This is a genomic window from Metabacillus malikii (assembly GCF_030813355.1).
GTDB classification, from domain to species: Bacteria; Bacillota; Bacilli; order Bacillales; family Bacillaceae; genus Metabacillus; species Metabacillus malikii.
In genome coordinates this window covers 47,002-63,071 of sequence record NZ_JAUSUD010000016.1, presented here as the reverse complement: position 1 = coordinate 63,071, position 16,070 = coordinate 47,002, and the positions used below count along the sequence as shown (strand labels likewise).

The 16,070-nt window shown below is 35.4% G+C and carries 13 protein-coding genes; 12 read left to right on the top strand and 1 reads right to left on the bottom strand.

Annotation, left to right across the window (positions count from 1 at the left end; genetic code table 11):
- From J2S19_RS15035 to spo0A, 12 genes are all read left to right on the top strand, one after another.
- On the top strand, window positions 1-411 hold the full coding sequence (locus tag J2S19_RS15035; RefSeq protein WP_307343700.1) for an Asp23/Gls24 family envelope stress response protein: 411 nt from the start codon (window positions 1-3) through the stop codon (window positions 409-411).
- Window positions 412-723: 312 nt separating this feature from the next.
- Entirely contained in the window at window positions 724-1,116 is a 393-nt protein-coding gene (nusB, locus tag J2S19_RS15030; RefSeq protein ID WP_307343697.1) for a transcription antitermination factor NusB, read from the top strand.
- A 25-nt stretch (window positions 1,117-1,141) separates the two neighbouring features.
- Window positions 1,142-1,999 (top strand): bifunctional methylenetetrahydrofolate dehydrogenase/methenyltetrahydrofolate cyclohydrolase FolD, encoded by an 858-nt coding sequence (folD, locus tag J2S19_RS15025; RefSeq protein WP_307343695.1) that lies wholly within the window; start codon window positions 1,142-1,144, stop codon window positions 1,997-1,999.
- 177 nt (window positions 2,000-2,176) lie between these two features.
- Window positions 2,177-3,526: an exodeoxyribonuclease VII large subunit gene (gene xseA / locus J2S19_RS15020; RefSeq protein ID WP_307343691.1), complete on the top strand. Its 1,350-nt coding sequence runs from the start codon at window positions 2,177-2,179 to the stop codon at window positions 3,524-3,526.
- On the top strand, window positions 3,519-3,767 hold the full coding sequence (locus J2S19_RS15015) for an exodeoxyribonuclease VII small subunit (RefSeq protein WP_307343689.1): 249 nt from the start codon (window positions 3,519-3,521) through the stop codon (window positions 3,765-3,767). Before xseA ends, J2S19_RS15015 begins: the two co-directional genes overlap by 8 nt.
- Complete coding sequence (locus J2S19_RS15010) at window positions 3,764-4,648, top strand: polyprenyl synthetase family protein (RefSeq protein ID WP_307343687.1); 885 nt, start codon at window positions 3,764-3,766, stop codon at window positions 4,646-4,648. Before J2S19_RS15015 ends, J2S19_RS15010 begins: the two co-directional genes overlap by 4 nt.
- A 330-nt stretch (window positions 4,649-4,978) precedes the next feature.
- On the top strand, window positions 4,979-6,877 hold the full coding sequence (dxs, locus tag J2S19_RS15005; protein WP_307343685.1) for a 1-deoxy-D-xylulose-5-phosphate synthase: 1,899 nt from the start codon (window positions 4,979-4,981) through the stop codon (window positions 6,875-6,877).
- Window positions 6,874-7,695, top strand: coding sequence for a TlyA family RNA methyltransferase (locus J2S19_RS15000; RefSeq protein WP_307343683.1), 822 nt, complete (start codon window positions 6,874-6,876; stop codon window positions 7,693-7,695). Before dxs ends, J2S19_RS15000 begins: the two co-directional genes overlap by 4 nt.
- A 370-nt stretch (window positions 7,696-8,065) precedes the next feature.
- The gene (gene ahrC, locus J2S19_RS14995; RefSeq protein WP_307343681.1) at window positions 8,066-8,515 is read left to right on the top strand and encodes a transcriptional regulator AhrC/ArgR; all 450 of its coding nucleotides are present in this window, start codon (window positions 8,066-8,068) and stop codon (window positions 8,513-8,515) included.
- A gap of 429 nt (window positions 8,516-8,944) precedes the next feature.
- The gene (recN, locus tag J2S19_RS14990) at window positions 8,945-10,645 is read left to right on the top strand and encodes a DNA repair protein RecN (protein WP_307343679.1); all 1,701 of its coding nucleotides are present in this window, start codon (window positions 8,945-8,947) and stop codon (window positions 10,643-10,645) included.
- A gap of 438 nt (window positions 10,646-11,083) precedes the next feature.
- Window positions 11,084-12,376 (top strand): SpoIVB peptidase, encoded by a 1,293-nt coding sequence (spoIVB, locus tag J2S19_RS14985; RefSeq protein ID WP_307343676.1) that lies wholly within the window; start codon window positions 11,084-11,086, stop codon window positions 12,374-12,376.
- A gap of 297 nt (window positions 12,377-12,673) precedes the next feature.
- Entirely contained in the window at window positions 12,674-13,465 is a 792-nt protein-coding gene (spo0A, locus tag J2S19_RS14980; RefSeq protein WP_307343673.1) for a sporulation transcription factor Spo0A, read from the top strand.
- Between the two features lie 139 nt (window positions 13,466-13,604).
- On the opposite strand, the gene J2S19_RS14975 is transcribed toward spo0A, so the two are convergent.
- The gene (locus J2S19_RS14975; RefSeq protein ID WP_307343670.1) at window positions 13,605-15,836 is read right to left on the bottom strand and encodes an alpha-galactosidase; all 2,232 of its coding nucleotides are present in this window, start codon (window positions 15,834-15,836) and stop codon (window positions 13,605-13,607) included.
- Window positions 15,837-16,070: the final 234 nt, after the last annotated feature.

Sequence of the window (16,070 nt, the reverse complement as noted above, 5' to 3'; positions counted from 1 at the left end):
ATGAAAGATGCAAATAATGTATTAGAAATGAATCAAGAATATAATGGCTTAGGCAAAGTAGAGATTGCTCCAGAAGTTATCGAAGTCATTGCAGGTATTGCAGCTTCTGAAATTGAAGGTGTTGCTTCAATGAGGGGTAACTTTGCAGCAGGGGTTGTTGAAAGACTTGGTAAAAAGAATCACGGTAAAGGTGTGAAAGTAGACCTATCTGATGAGGGAATCAAAATAGATGTATATTGTGTAATGATTTTTGGTGTGTCAATTCCGACAGTTGCGCAAAAAATTCAAGATAATATCCGTCAAGCACTATTAAATATGACAGCACTTGAAGTGAATGAAGTAAACATACATGTTGTTGGTATTCAATTTGAAACAAAGACACATGAGGTTGAAGTTGACCAAGAAATGTAAATCTGTTGATGAGGAATTTTTTTCTTTCTTATCTACTCTATGGTAAAATAAAAAAACCAGAGGGGACCTTCCCTTTGGTTTTTTTAGATGAATCAAAGATTATTTGAAAATGATTGTTAAAGAGTAAACAGACTGGTTATATTGATAGTAGAAGAAAAAACAAAATACGAATGATTTTTGATTGAACCATTCTTTTTATTCGGGAATGAGGCGTAAATCTGTAATTTTTCAATGATTCTAATCGGATTTTATGTTATGATCAAGACAGACATTCTCGATAATTATTTTTATTTACTAAAGGAGCAAGTAAGAATGAAACGTAGAACAGCAAGAGAGAAGGCCCTGCAAACTTTGTTTCAAGTATATGTTAGTAATACGGACCCTAGTGAAGCGATTGAACATGTACTTGAGGAACAGCGTCCAGACCTATTTATGACTAATCTAGTAAAGGGAACAATAGAGCATGAAAAGGAACTAGATGAATTAATCACTCCACATCTTATTAAATGGACGATGGACAGGTTAGCCAATATCGATAAGACGATTTTAAGAATGGCTGTTTATGAATTGAAATATGAGCAAGATATACCAATGAATGTCACACTTGATGAAGCTGTAGAATTAGCAAAAGCATTTGGGGACGATAACTCGAGTAAATTTATTAACGGAGTACTATCTAAAATAAAAAAAGAATTAGATAACTAATTAATTAACCTGAGGAGGAAACGGTATGGCTGCAACAATTATTGATGGTAAACAATTATCTGCAAAAAAAAGAAGTGAATTGGCTATAGAAGTCGAACAAATTAAAGCAAAGGGATTAGTACCAAAACTAGTTGTCATTTTAGTAGGTGATAATCCTGCTTCACTGTCGTACATAAGAGGAAAACAAAAAGCTTCAGAAGAAATCGGAGTAGGCTTTAAACTGGAACATTTTCCAGAGACTTTAACTGAGGAAGAACTTCTAGCAATTATAGATGATTACAATAATAATAATGAATACCATGGGATACTCGTGCAATTACCACTTCCTAAACATATTAATGAAACAGCAGTTGTTGAGAAAATTTCACCTTTAAAAGATGTCGATGGATTCCATCCAATTAATATTGGAAGAATGATGACAGGACAGGATACATTTTTACCTTGTACGCCAGCTGGAATTGTTGAAATGATTAAGTCTGTTGGAGTTGAAATCGCTGGGAAAAATGTTGTTGTTGTTGGTAGAAGTAATATTGTCGGGAAACCTGTAGGTCAGCTCCTCCTAAATGAACATGCAACAGTTACATATTGTCATTCAAAAACGAATAATCTATCTTCTTATACAAAAGAAGCTGATATATTAGTAGCAGCTGTAGGACGTGCAAACTTTATTAAAGGACAAGATATCAAACCTGGTGCAGTTGTTATTGATGTCGGTGTAAATAGACTAGATACAGGAAAGTTATGTGGAGATGTTGTGTTTGAGGAAGCGAAGGAAGTAGCTAGCTACGTTACACCTGTACCTGGTGGTGTTGGGCCAATGACGATTACTATGCTGGCGCATAATACGGTTCAATCTGCAAAAAACTTTCTTGAAAAGGCATAACACCCCCATATTTAAAGGTAGGGTATTATTAGTAGCCTAATCAATAAAAGAAAAGCTATTCTAGTCTGGAAACATCTGTTACCGCAGATGGTTAACACAAATTATATATACTCTCAGTGAAGGACGGGGATTTACTCCGTCTTCATTCTATATAGACACTCGTTAGGAGGTTGTAGATTGAGCGATATTAAATATGTGACAGTTACAGCCTTAACAAAATATATTAAACGTAAATTTGATGTAGACCCTCATTTGCAGGATATATGGATTAAAGGCGAACTATCAAATTTTAACTTACATAGTAGAGGACATATGTATTTCACGTTAAAGGATGAAAAGGCAAGAATCCAAGGAGTAATGTTCGCAAGTGCTAATAAATCACTTAAATTTAAACCTGAAAATGGCATGAAGGTCCTTTTACGTGGTGAAATTACCGTCTATGAGCAAAACGGTGGATATCAAATATATGTAAAGGAAATGCAACCGGACGGGATTGGTAGCTTATATTTAGCTTACGAGGAATTGAAGAACACTTTACAAAAACAAGGACTATTTGACCTTATACATAAAAAACCGATACCAAAATTCCCTAGCCAAATAGGTGTAATTACATCTCCCACCGGTGCAGCAATTCGTGATATTCTAACAACGATTAATCGCCGTTACCCATTAGCTAAAGTTATTTTGATTCCAGCACTAGTACAGGGAATTAATGCGGGTGACTCAATTGTGCAAGCTATTAAGCAGGCTAATCAGTTAGACCTCGATGTGTTAATTGTTGGACGTGGTGGGGGTTCTATTGAAGAACTATGGGCTTTTAACGAAGAGAAAGTTGCCAGAGAAATATTTGCTTCAACGATACCGATTATCTCGGCAGTTGGCCATGAAACGGATTATACGATTGCTGATTTTGTAGCTGATTTACGAGCGCCTACACCAACGGGAGCTGCGGAACTAGCTGTCCCACATTTCTCGGAATTACAAGATCGACTCATTGAACGGAAGAATCGCTTAAAACGGGCAATGCAGGAGAAGTTAGTGTCAAAAAAAGAAAAGTTAGAACACCTGCAAAGTTCTTATGCATTTCGTTATCCAAAGCAATTATATTTGCAAAAGGAGCAACAATTAGATGCGGTAATTGAACGTTTACAAAAAGCAGGCAGTAGAACGATAGCGATAAAAAATGAGCATTATAAACAGTTAAATAGAAGGCTATTGACAGTACATCCTCGGGAAAAAATACTTCGTTCAAAGACTTCACATGACTTATTATTGAATCGGCTAAAGAGAGAAATGACTTCAATTATTAGTAGTAAAGATGCAAACTTTAGGCAGGTCATTGCACAACTAAATGCACTTAGTCCATTAAGAGTGATGGAACGAGGCTATAGTTTGGTATATGATGGAAGTGAATTAATTAAGAGTGTCGATCATATTAAGAAGGGTCAAACAGTAAAGGTCCAATTCATAAACGGGAACATTCAGTGTGAAGTAAAAGAAATAGAGGAGGGAACAATTAATGAGTAAAGATGAAAAACAAAATGAAGTTTCCTTTGAACAAGCCATGCAACAATTGGAAGAAATCGTTGGAAAATTAGAAGAAGGGGATGTCCCATTGGAAAAGGCAATTGAATATTTCCAACAAGGCATGGAACTCTCGAAAATTTGTAACAACAAACTGCAAAATGTTGAAAAACAAATGGATTTCATACTTCGCGAAGATGGAGAGTTAAGACCATTTGATTTACAGGAGGAAGAAAAATCGTGAAAATGGAATTAGACGATTTTTTAAAGTCCCGTAAAGAAAAGATTGAAGAAAGTTTATTTTCCTATATTGAAAAGTTAAAAGCACCAGAAGTACTAAAAGATGCGATGAATTATTCACTTGAAGCTGGTGGAAAGCGAATTAGGCCGATACTTGTTTTAGCACTTTTACATACATATAGTAAGCAGGAAGAAATTGGACTCGCGACTGCCAGTGCCGTTGAATTAGTACATACTTACTCATTAATACATGATGATTTACCATGTATGGATGATGACGACCTTCGTCGTGGGAAGCCAACAAATCATAAAGTATTTGGTGAGGCGATGGCTGTCTTGGCTGGAGACGGTCTATTAACACAAAGCTTCTCATTAATTGCGAATGATCCGCATATAAGCTCTGAAAAAAAGCTAAACATCATTACAGAGTTAGTTCATGCAGCTGGGGCTGAAGGGATGGTAGGCGGTCAAGTTGCAGATATGGATGGTGAAACGAAGGTTTTATCACTAGAAGAACTGCAATATATTCATGAACACAAAACCGCAAAACTACTCGGCTTTGCAATTATTGCTGGTGCGATATTAGCTGAAGCCCCAGTACAGGATATTAAATATTTAAGGGAGTTTTCATATCATTTAGGTATTGCTTTTCAAATTAGGGACGATATATTAGATATTGAAGGTGAACAGGACTTAATCGGAAAGCCTGTTGGTTCCGACCAAGGTAATGAAAAGAATACATACCCATCAATTTTAACTTTACAAGGAGCTAAGGAAAAACTAACCGCTCATGTAGATGAAGCTAAAAGTATATTAAATAAATTATCAGTTCCAGCAACATTGCTTAACAACTTGTGCGAATTAATAGCAAATAGAAACAATTGATTACACTCTGCTTTTAGAACGAAGGCAATAATCGTTAGCATAAAAACCGTTCCCAATTGGTAGCGGTTTTTATCTTATGCATACATATAATATATTTACCATTGTCATGTCGTTTTATTTATGTTACGTTTTTGACTGCACAGTTTGAAAAAGTCAAAAAATGATATAACGTTTTCAATAAATCAAGTTTTACGTTAAAATAAATAGACAAGAATAGTTATGAAAGGCTATGAAGGTGTATTTTGAAACATATAGGTTATATCTAAAACAATATAGTTTACGAAAAACTGTTTAACAGAAAGAAACTGAATCCGAAAGTGAGTGGTCCATTTGGATCTTCTGTCGATAAAAAATCCGCAATTTTTAAAGAAATTATCTAATCATGAGCTTGAAAAACTTAGTGCGGAAATTCGTCAATTTTTAATTGAAAAGCTCTCAGAAACGGGAGGACATATAGGGCCTAACCTTGGTGTAGTTGAATTAACAATTGCTTTACATAAAGTATTTGATAGCCCAAATGATAAGTTTATTTGGGATGTAGGACACCAGTCATATGTTCACAAAATCCTTACTGGGAGAGCTAGTGAATTTGATACATTACGTCAATATAAAGGGTTATGTGGTTTTCCGAAACGTAATGAGTCTGAGCATGATGTATGGGAAACTGGGCATAGCTCTACATCCTTATCTGCAGCGATGGGGATGGCTATTGCTCGAGATTTAAAAAAATCAAAAGAGCATATTATCCCGATTATAGGTGATGGCGCATTAACAGGTGGAATGGCCCTTGAAGCACTTAATCATATTGGTGACGAGAATAAAGATATGATTGTCGTTTTAAACGATAACGAAATGTCGATTGCACCAAATGTTGGTGCTCTGCACAATGTCTTGGGTAGATTAAGAACGGCAGGTAAGTATCATTGGGTAAAAGATGAGCTAGAATACTTATTGAAGAAAATACCTGCGGTAGGTGGAAGACTAGCCTCGACTGCAGAAAGAGTCAAAGATAGCTTAAAATATATGCTCGTATCTGGAGTCTTCTTTGAAGAACTAGGATTTACCTATTTAGGACCAGTTGATGGTCATAGTTATGAAGATTTATTTGAAAATTTACAGTATGCGAAAAAAACAAAAGGACCAGTTCTTTTGCATGTTATAACGAAAAAAGGTAAAGGTTATAAGCCAGCTGAAACTGATACAATTGGCACATGGCATGGGACTGGACCATATAAGATTGAGACAGGTGACTTTGTTAAACCAAAAGTAGTAGGACCTGCTTGGAGCAAATTAGTAAGTGAGACGGTTCAGAAATTAGCACGAGAAGATGAACGAATTGTTGCAGTCACACCTGCAATGCCAGTAGGCTCAAAACTTGAGGCATTTGCAGAAGAATTCCCTGACCGTATGTTTGATGTAGGAATTGCAGAACAGCATGCGACAACTTTAGCAGCTGGTTTGGCAACTCAAAACATGAAACCATTTCTTGCTATTTACTCTACGTTTTTACAAAGAGCCTATGACCAAGTCGTTCATGATATATGTCGTCAAAATTTAAATGTATTTATTGGAATTGACCGTGCGGGCCTCGTAGGAGCGGACGGTGAAACACATCAAGGAGTATTTGATATTGCCTTCTTACGTCATATTCCAAATATTGTTCTCATGATGGCTAAAGATGAAAATGAAGGTCAACATCTGGTGAATACAGCGTTAAAGTATGATGAAGGACCAATTGCCCTACGTTACGCCCGAGGCAATGGTATTGGGGTTGAAATGGATAAAGAGTTAAAAGAAATCCCAATCGGTACTTGGGAAGTACTCCGAGAGGGTACGGATGCGGTTATTTTAACATTTGGAACAACAATAGAAATGGCACTAGAAGCTGCTGAACAGCTTGCAAGGAACGGAACATCCATTCGAGTTGTTAATGCAAGATTTATAAAGCCAATGGATGAAAAAATGCTTCATGCAATATTCCAGGAAGGTATTCCAGTATTAACGATTGAAGAAGCAATTTTACAAGGTGGATTTGGTAGTGCAGTATTAGAGTTTGCTCAAGAAAATCAGTATTTTGAAACACCAATTACTAGAATTGGCATCCCAGATCGTTTTATCGAGCATGGAAGTGTCTCAAAATTATTAGAAGAAATAGGGATGACAACTGAAAATGTTATAAAGACCCTATCTTCAATGATTCCAAAGAATAAAAAGGTATTGCGCTCATGAGTGGAAGCAAAAAAGAAAGAATAGATATTTTACTTGTAGAAAATGGTTTTTTCGAATCAAGAGAACAAGCAAAACGAGCTATAATGGCAGGTATTGTTTATGGTAATGAGGAACGCTTAGATAAGCCAGGAGAAAAAGTCTCTCGTGATACGGTGATTTCAATTAAAGGAAAGACAATGCCATATGTAAGCAGAGGCGGATTAAAACTTGAAAAGGCATTAAAGGTATTCAATTTAGATTTATCAAATAAAATTATGATTGATATTGGCTCATCAACAGGCGGTTTTACAGACTGTGCCCTACAAAATGGTGTTAAAATGTCTTATGCAGTTGATGTTGGTTACAATCAATTAGCATGGAAACTTAGACAAGATGAACGTGTTGTTGTCATGGAAAGGACGAATTTCCGATATGCGACACAAGCAGATTTTATGAAAGGCTTGCCTGAGTTTGCTTCAATTGATGTTTCTTTTATCTCACTGAAGCTGATATTACCAACGCTAAAGAATATTTTAGTTCCTAATAGTCACGTCGTGGCGTTAGTTAAACCGCAATTTGAAGCGGGTAAGGAATTGGTAGGCAAGAAAGGGATTGTACGTGACCCAAAAGTACATGAACAAGTGCTTGAACAAATCATTAATTTCTCTTTATTAGAAGGTTATGATTTTATGGATTTATCCTATTCTCCTATTACAGGTGGCGATGGAAATATTGAATTTCTATTGCATTTGCGCTGGAATGGTCAACAGGAGATGGGAACTATTCATTTCAACGCAACAGCTAAATCAGTAGTTGATTTAGCACATGCTGAATTGTGAACAGGTGGTGACTCAATCGTGCCTGGCCCTATAATCATTAACATATATAAACTACTTTAGTTTATATATGTTGTGTGTTGGGTCGACACTATATATTTGAGTCACCTTTTTTAGTTTTTGTAATTTGTACAAAATACATAGTCAGTAGGCATAAGTAAGTTACTTAAAAATGCTGAGTAACATCAGAATATATTTAATTATACTAATAATCTGGATATTCATACGGTTTTATTAATAAGGCAAACAAATTTTATGCAGTATATACAGCCCAATTCTTATTAAATCTGTACTTTTAAAGGATTTTCATATAAGATATATAGTATAAACATGCAAAAGAATATGCAATGTGTAAAAGGGGCGCTAAGCAATAATGAATAAAGGACAACGTCATATTAAAATTAGAGAGATAATCTCAAATAATGATATTGAAACACAGGATGAATTAGTTGATTTGTTAAAAGAAATGGGGTTTAATGTAACCCAAGCTACAGTATCTAGAGATATTAAAGAGCTTCATCTTGTTAAAGTTCCAATGTTGGATGGTCGATACAAATATAGTCTCCCAGCTGACCAACGCTTTAACCCACTACAAAAATTGAAACGTGCACTAATGGATGCCTTTGTGAAAATCGATTCAGCGGGGCATATGCTTGTAATGAAAACATTACCAGGTAATGCAAATGCAATAGGGGCCTTAATTGATAATTTAGATTGGGAAGAAGTACTTGGAACAATTTGTGGAGATGACACAATTTTAATCATTTGTAAAACATCAGAAGATACGGAAGTCATTACGGAACGGTTTTTAGAAATGTTATAATAGTCATACATGAAGTCTTTTTTCTAGGCTCTTTTCTAAAAGGTTGTGGTTTTTTGCACTAATTTTTTTTAACGGTTTGTTGGAGCGGAAGTGCGAGACTCCTGCGGGATGCGTGGGAGAGCTGAGACCCCGCAGGCGCTTGCGCTGAGGAGGCTCAGCACCCACCCCGCGGAAAGCGAGTACTGTAGCGGAAACAAACCCTAAACGACAACTAAGTTAAAAGCAACAATGTTTACGAAAACAGCCTTTTTCTAAAACAACCAAAACGAAAATTAAGTAAAAGCAACATGTTGTGAAAACAACTTACATGAAAGACTCCTTATAGGGGTCTCTTAGTTGTTGAGTTTGTCATGCATATTATATATGTTTTAATTTTATATGGCTTTGCTTAGTAATAAAGAAACAAATTATAAAAAGGTGTGATTCTGTTTGTTAGCGGAATTGTCTATTAAAAACTTTGCTATTATTGAATCTCTATCTATTTCATTTGAAAAAGGCCTTACAGTATTAACAGGAGAAACTGGAGCAGGTAAATCAATTATTATAGATGCAATACATCTTCTTTCTGGAGCACGTGGCTCTGCTGAATTTGTACGGTTTGGAGAGAAACGTGCGGAACTTGAGGGATTATTTTTGATTGAGGAAACGGCTCATCCTGTATACGACAAATGTAATGAATTAGGGATTGATGTTAGTGATGGGATGATTGTGTTGAGGCGTGATTTATCTTCATCAGGGAAAAGTATTTGTCGGATAAATGGGAAATTAGTTACGATAGCCATTTTAAGAGAGGTTGGTCAATATTTAGTTGATATTCACGGTCAGCATGATAATCAAGAACTAATGAACGAAGAAAACCATTTAAAATTACTTGATCAGTATGGCGGAAATAAAATATCTAAAGCATTAGAAGATTATATAGAGGTATTTAAACGTTATGAAACGTTACGCAAGAAATTAACGCAGTTATCAGAAAATGAGCAAGAAATGGCACATCGATTAGATTTATTACAATTTCAACTCGATGAAATTAACAATGCGAATCTCCAGCTAAATGAAGATGAACAACTACTTGAAGAAAAAGCGAAAATATCCAATTATGAGAAGATTTATGAGGCATTACAGACAAGTTATAATTCACTTCATGGTGAACAAAGAGGGCTTGACTGGGTCAGTCATGCAATGAGTCACTTAGAAGATGTAGGACCCATCAATCCTACTTTAAAGGAACTATCGGAAATTGTATCGAACGCATATTATCTATTAGAAGATTTATCTTATCAAGTACGAAATGAACTTGATTCGCTTGAATTTGATCCAGAAAGACTTAATTATGTTGAAAACAGATTGAATGAAATAAATCAACTAAAACGAAAATATGGACAAACTGTAGAGGAAATACTAATGTATGCTGCAAAAGTTGAAGAAGAGTTAGATACTATACAAAATCGAGATAGTCATGTAAATAAATTACAAAAAGAATTAGACTCGATTATGAAGGATCTAGTTGTAGAAGCAAAAAATGTCTCAATTCTTCGTAAATCAAGTGCGACGCAATTAATTGCCGACATACATAAAGAGTTGAAAGAACTTTATATGGAAAAAACAACTTTTGATGTTCATTTTAACAATTTGACAGCACATATGACAAATCATAAATTTACTGTAACAGGAATAGACCAGGTTGAATTTTATCTTTCTACAAATCCTGGTGAACCGTTAAAACCGTTAAGTAAAACGGCATCTGGTGGTGAATTATCGAGGATTATGCTTGCTATGAAGAGCATTTTCTCACAACATCAAGGGATTACTTCTATCATTTTCGATGAAGTTGATACAGGTGTTAGTGGACGTGTCGCTCAAGCAATTGCTGAAAAGATTCACCGTGTATCCGTTGGTTCACAAGTTTTGTGTATTACACATCTTCCACAAGTTGCAGCTATGGCTGATACACATTTATATATTGCGAAAGAAACAATTGATGGAAGAACGAAAACAAGTGTAAAAGCGTTAGAAAAGGCAGAAAAAATTAATGAAATTGGCCGTATGATTGCGGGAGCACAAGTAACAGAACTTTCAAAGGAACATGCTAAAGAACTTCTTGAGTTAGCAAGCAACTCAAAACAATAAGTTCAATATTTCTTATTATTTGCTGCCTTTATTGGTGGCTTTTTTTATGTATAATTTTATTTTCTAGGTATACCTCAACATTCAGAATTTCATTAAGAAGGGATAAAACATAATTTACATTTTACAATTATATATTTCCGTATGTAGTCGTTCCAATTGTATATAATATACTCAAACTAAACTTAATATTAGGTTAGTTAAGATAATGGTTATCATTTGGCCAATTACTTAGTTGACTAGCCAATAACTGCTTTTATCCACTAAAAGCAATTATGGGCCAAATATTAATAAGTTTATTTGAAAGAATGCAAAAAACTTACATGTAAACCTGTAATTTTCATTAGAAAGATGTTATAAATGTTCGCTCGAAAGGCTAAATTAAAACTGTAGCCATATATATATCGTGGTGTGTGTTAGGAGCGAGGAGAGTGAAGGTTTTTGCAGACAGATAAAATCAGAAAAATAATAGGTGTAATTCTCCTTGTTTCACTAATGAGTTTAGGATTTCTAAAAGAGATAAAAGAATATGTGAGTCTACCGAGTAATGTCGCAGTATTCGAATCACAAGAAGTTACTGTTGAAAGTTCTATTCCTGCTAATGCTTCTGGTGAAGTAGAAGAAGCGTTTACAGTTCAGAAAAATAGTGACGGCAAAACAATTGATGTTCATGGGAAAAAGGCCGGTGAGGGAGCAGTTGTTTTTGATCTCGCAGGTTTTCCAGTGAAGAAAATTGGTGTAAATGTATTGCCCGATTTCAAAATTATACCAGGTGGACAGTCTATCGGTGTAAAACTAAATACTCTTGGCGTATTGGTGGTAGGACACCATCAAATTAATACGAAAGAAGGAAAGCAATCTCCTGGAGAAATTGCCGGTGTGCAAGTTGGAGATATTATAACAAACATCAATGGTAAGAAAATTGAACAAATGAGTGATGTTGCTCCCTTTATCCAAGAAGCAGGAAAGACAGGGAAGCCATTAGATTTAGTTCTTAAGCGTGAAGATAGCGAAGTGAAAACAAAACTATATCCTTTAAAGGATGAAAACGATAGCTCCTATCGAATCGGTTTGTATATTCGTGATTCGGCAGCAGGTATTGGAACGATGACGTTTTATGACCCTGAATCAAAAAAATATGGTGCATTAGGACATGTTATTTCGGATATGGACACAAAGAAGCCAATCGTTGTTGATGATGGTCAAATTGTACGCTCAACGGTAACTTCAATTGAAAAAGGAAGTAACGGAAACCCAGGTGAAAAATTAGCTAGATTTTCCGGTGATCGTAAAATAATCGGAAATATTACGCGAAATAGTCCATTTGGAATATTTGGTGTCTTAAATCAAGATATAACAAATGGAATAATGGACAAGGCCTTACCAATTGCCCTTTCGAATGAAGTAAAGGAAGGACCAGCTAAAATTCTTACTGTCGTCGATAATGATACAGTTGAAGAGTTTGATGTAGAAGTTGTAAGTTCTGTCCCACAAAAGTTCCCTGCTACTAAAGGTATGGTAATAAAAATAACCGATAAAAAGTTGTTGGACAAAACAGGTGGTATTGTCCAAGGAATGAGCGGAAGTCCGATAATACAAAATGGGAAGGTAATCGGTGCAGTAACACATGTATTTGTCAATGACCCTACTAGTGGGTACGGCGTCCATATTGAATGGATGTTAAATGAAGCGGGCATAGATATTTATTCTAAACAAAAACAAAAGGTAAGCTAAGTTTAAGCTGTCAAGAATTATTTCTTGGCAGTTTTTTTGTTTTTATCTTTTCATTTTAGTTCAGGTTATGTAAAATAAAGAGGAAAAGATTATTCGACAAATCTAATTCATCTCATTATGTCAAATAGCATATTTAGTCGAAAAAGCGAGCGATTTGAAGAAAAATCGAGATAATCTTAAATTAATTAAGTTTTTTCAAAAAAATAAAGGATTTCTTCTCACATTGTCGAAATTGTTAGGTATAATCATGTATAGATATAAGACATATTGGCAAAAAGAGACTGAGGAGGACGTATTGTGAGTAAAATTAAAGTTTGTATCGTTGACGATAATCGTGAATTAGTAGGTTTATTAGATGAGTATTTATCAAGTCAAGAAGATATTGAAGTTCTTGGAGTAGCGTATAATGGCCAAGAATGTTTAAATATGTTAAAAGATAAAACACCAGATGTATTGGTGTTGGATATCATCATGCCGCATTTAGATGGTCTTGGTGTACTAGAAAAATTAAGACAGATGGAAGGACCACAACCAAATGTCATAATGCTTACAGCTTTTGGCCAAGAAGATGTAACGAAAAAAGCAGTTGATTTAGGTGCAGCATATTTTATTTTAAAGCCATTTGATATGGAAGGCCTTGCGAGTCATATTCGTCAAGTTAGTGGAAATGCAGCACCACTCGTTAAAAGAACAAGTACCACGATAAGACCAGCCAATGAGTCACAAGGTAAGGGGAAAAATCTTGATGCGAGCATTACAAGTATCATTCACGAGATAGGAGTACCTGCGCATATTAAAGGGTATCTCTACCTACGAGAAGCTATTTCAATGGTATACAATGACATTGAGTTACTAGGCTCAATTACAAAGGTTCTCTACCCAGATATCGCTAAAAAATACAACACAACTGCTTCAAGAGTAGAGCGTGCAATACGTCATGCGATTGAAGTTGCGTGGAGTCGTGGGAACATCGATTCAATTTCGTCATTATTCGGCTATACAGTCAGCATGACAAAAGCAAAGCCGACAAATAGTGAATTTATCGCGATGGTCGCGGATAAGCTTCGTTTGGAGCATAAGGCAAGCTAAGAATTGTATAATTTTGTTATTGACCTAATATTTAAATAAATATTCTTTTAATAGAGTAAAACAAAACCTCCCTATTTATATATTTAGGGAGGTTTTTCCTTATTTTACACTGTATATGATGGATGAGAGTCTGACGTAATTACTTAACTTCTTTTATGACAAATATTTGTGAATCATAATCATGGGGATGCTCTCTTGACCAATATTCTGCTGCTCGGTCTGTGTAGTCTTCACCTAAGATGATTCCGATGTTCATTAACTCATCACCATAGTGTGTAGTATCTAATCCAGAAATTTTATAACGTTTCGTTGGGTCAAGTCCTTTTAATTTTAGACGATAATATTTGTCATTTGGTTTAGCCAGAACTTTATAGTAACCAACAATCGCTTCGTCCTTTCTGTTTGAGACGACCATCCATGAAACTTCATTTGATTCAAATGGGCTTAAGAGTCGATGGAATTTACCGCTTCGAATTAACTCACGGTTTGCTTTAAAGAATGCTACTTGTTCTTTAATTTTTGCCCTTTCTTCGTCACTGAGCTTTGTAATATCTAATTCATAACCAAATGTACCAAAATAAGCAACATTTGCTCGTGTGTCAATTGGTGTCATTCGTCCGACCTGGTGGTTCGGAATTGCAGAGACATGACTACCGATCGAACTTAGTGGGTAAACCATTGATGTACCATATTGAATTTTTAATCGCTCTACGGCATCTGTATCATCACTTGCCCATGTTTGTGGTGCATAATATAACAAGCCTGGGTCAAATCTAGCGCCACCACCGGCACATGATTCAAATAATATTTCCGGGTATTTCTCGATCAAGCGTTCATATAAATCATACACTCCTAAAATATAGCGGTGGAATACTTCACCTTGCTGGTCAGTTGCTAAATTTACAGAATACGCTTCAGTAATATAGCGGTTCATATCCCATTTTATATAAGATATTTTAGAATCGGCTATTATATCGTCCATCAATTTAAAAATATAATCAACTACTTCTTTACGAGAGAAGTCTAGAATAAATTGATTACGACCGTGTGAAGGTCTTCTTTCAGGACTAGAAATAATCCAATCCGGATGCTCTTCATATATTCTCGTTCCTTTGGAAACCATCTCAGGTTCAAACCATAGTCCGAATTTCATGCCAAGCGCTTCAACCTTCTCCGACAATCCTTTTATCCCATTTGGAAGCTTGTCTCGATTCACATACCAATCTCCGAGAGAACTTGTATCATCATGACGTTCGCCGAACCAGCCATCATCTAAAACGAAAAGTTCTATGCCTAAGTCACGTGCAGTACTTGCGATATTTAATACTTTTTCTTCATTAAAATCGAAGTATGTTGCTTCCCAGTTATTAATGAGAATCGGTCGTACTTTATCTCTCCAATATCCACGTACTAAACGGTCTCTGTATAAGCCATGATATGTTTGACTCATTCCATTTAAGCCATTATCACTGTAAACCATAACGCATTCTGGTGTTTGGAACGTCTCACCAGGATTTAGTTTCCAATTGAATTGAAATGGGTTAATCCCGATTAAAACCCGGCTAACGCTATAAGTGTCTACTTCTACCTGAGCTAGAAAATTTCCGCTATAAACGAGACTGAAGCCGTAAACATCACCATGATGTTCAGTCGCATCTAACCTTTTTAAAGCCATAAACGGATTGTGGACATGACTACTAGCCCCTCTAGTACTTGAAACAGATTGTACGCCCTTAAACAGTTTTTGAGATTCTACATGTGCTTCGCGAGCCCATGCACCATTTAAGTGGACCATTTCAAATTGGTCATCTGGCAAATCAACACTCGCACTTAATGCGTTATTTAAGTAGAAGGATTCTTTACCTTCATTTATAAAGCGTGTGTTTCGACAAATCACATTTCGATTATTGTAAATTGTATAACTTAAAATTAACTTGCTTTTTAATACCTCATCCCAAAGTGTAATTTCTAAAGTATCAGCTTCATGATCGGTTTCAACATATGTTGCAGGTAAATTAGAAAGACTAGGTTTACCTGAGATAATTTGATAAGTAAGAAATTGAAAATCAGTAATATGACTGCCAAGCTGATTTGTTATCATAACAGCAGGGTATCGATAATCCGTTGAGCCATAGCTGGGATATTCTTGTTTTATGTGCTCTAATGAAGACGTATGGTCACCTTCAAATAAGTTACAAGATGGTCTTATTTCACGTTCAATCAAATGTTGAAAGGATTCGCGGTGTCTGATTTTTTTACCATAGTATAGATGTTCTAATTGATTGCTTTTTTCGAGAACTCTGAAGATATAACTGATTTTGTCATTGTATAAATGAAATTCTTTAGTTGCTTCATTTACTGAAATGGACATTCTATCACCTCATTAAGTTACTTTATGAATTTGAAATCCCTTACACAATAGTTTAGCAAGTAGTAACTTATAAAACAATAGAAAGTTAAGAAAATTTAGGTAATCGATTAGTTTATGCGAGAAGGGTGAAAGAATGATAAAGTTTATGCATTTAGTTCTATTTATCAAGTGTTTTTAATATAGGCTATTTTGTTTAACGATATTGGAGTTGTTGGTTTTAGTTTGTTTTAGCAA

What these genes read in the sequence shown, in the direction of transcription:
- ahrC (WP_307343681.1), top strand. Translation starts at nt 8,066, where the DNA reads ATGAATAAAGGACAACGTCATATTAAAATTAGAGAGATAATCTCAAAT.
- J2S19_RS15015 (WP_307343689.1), top strand. Translation starts at nt 3,519, where the DNA reads ATGAGTAAAGATGAAAAACAAAATGAAGTTTCCTTTGAACAAGCCATG.
- J2S19_RS15035 (WP_307343700.1), top strand. Translation starts at nt 1, where the DNA reads ATGAAAGATGCAAATAATGTATTAGAAATGAATCAAGAATATAATGGC.
- nusB (WP_307343697.1), top strand. Translation starts at nt 724, where the DNA reads ATGAAACGTAGAACAGCAAGAGAGAAGGCCCTGCAAACTTTGTTTCAA.
- J2S19_RS15000 (WP_307343683.1), top strand. Translation starts at nt 6,874, where the DNA reads ATGAGTGGAAGCAAAAAAGAAAGAATAGATATTTTACTTGTAGAAAAT.
- folD (WP_307343695.1), top strand. Translation starts at nt 1,142, where the DNA reads ATGGCTGCAACAATTATTGATGGTAAACAATTATCTGCAAAAAAAAGA.
- J2S19_RS14975 (WP_307343670.1), bottom strand. Translation starts at nt 15,836, where the DNA reads ATGTCCATTTCAGTAAATGAAGCAACTAAAGAATTTCATTTATACAAT.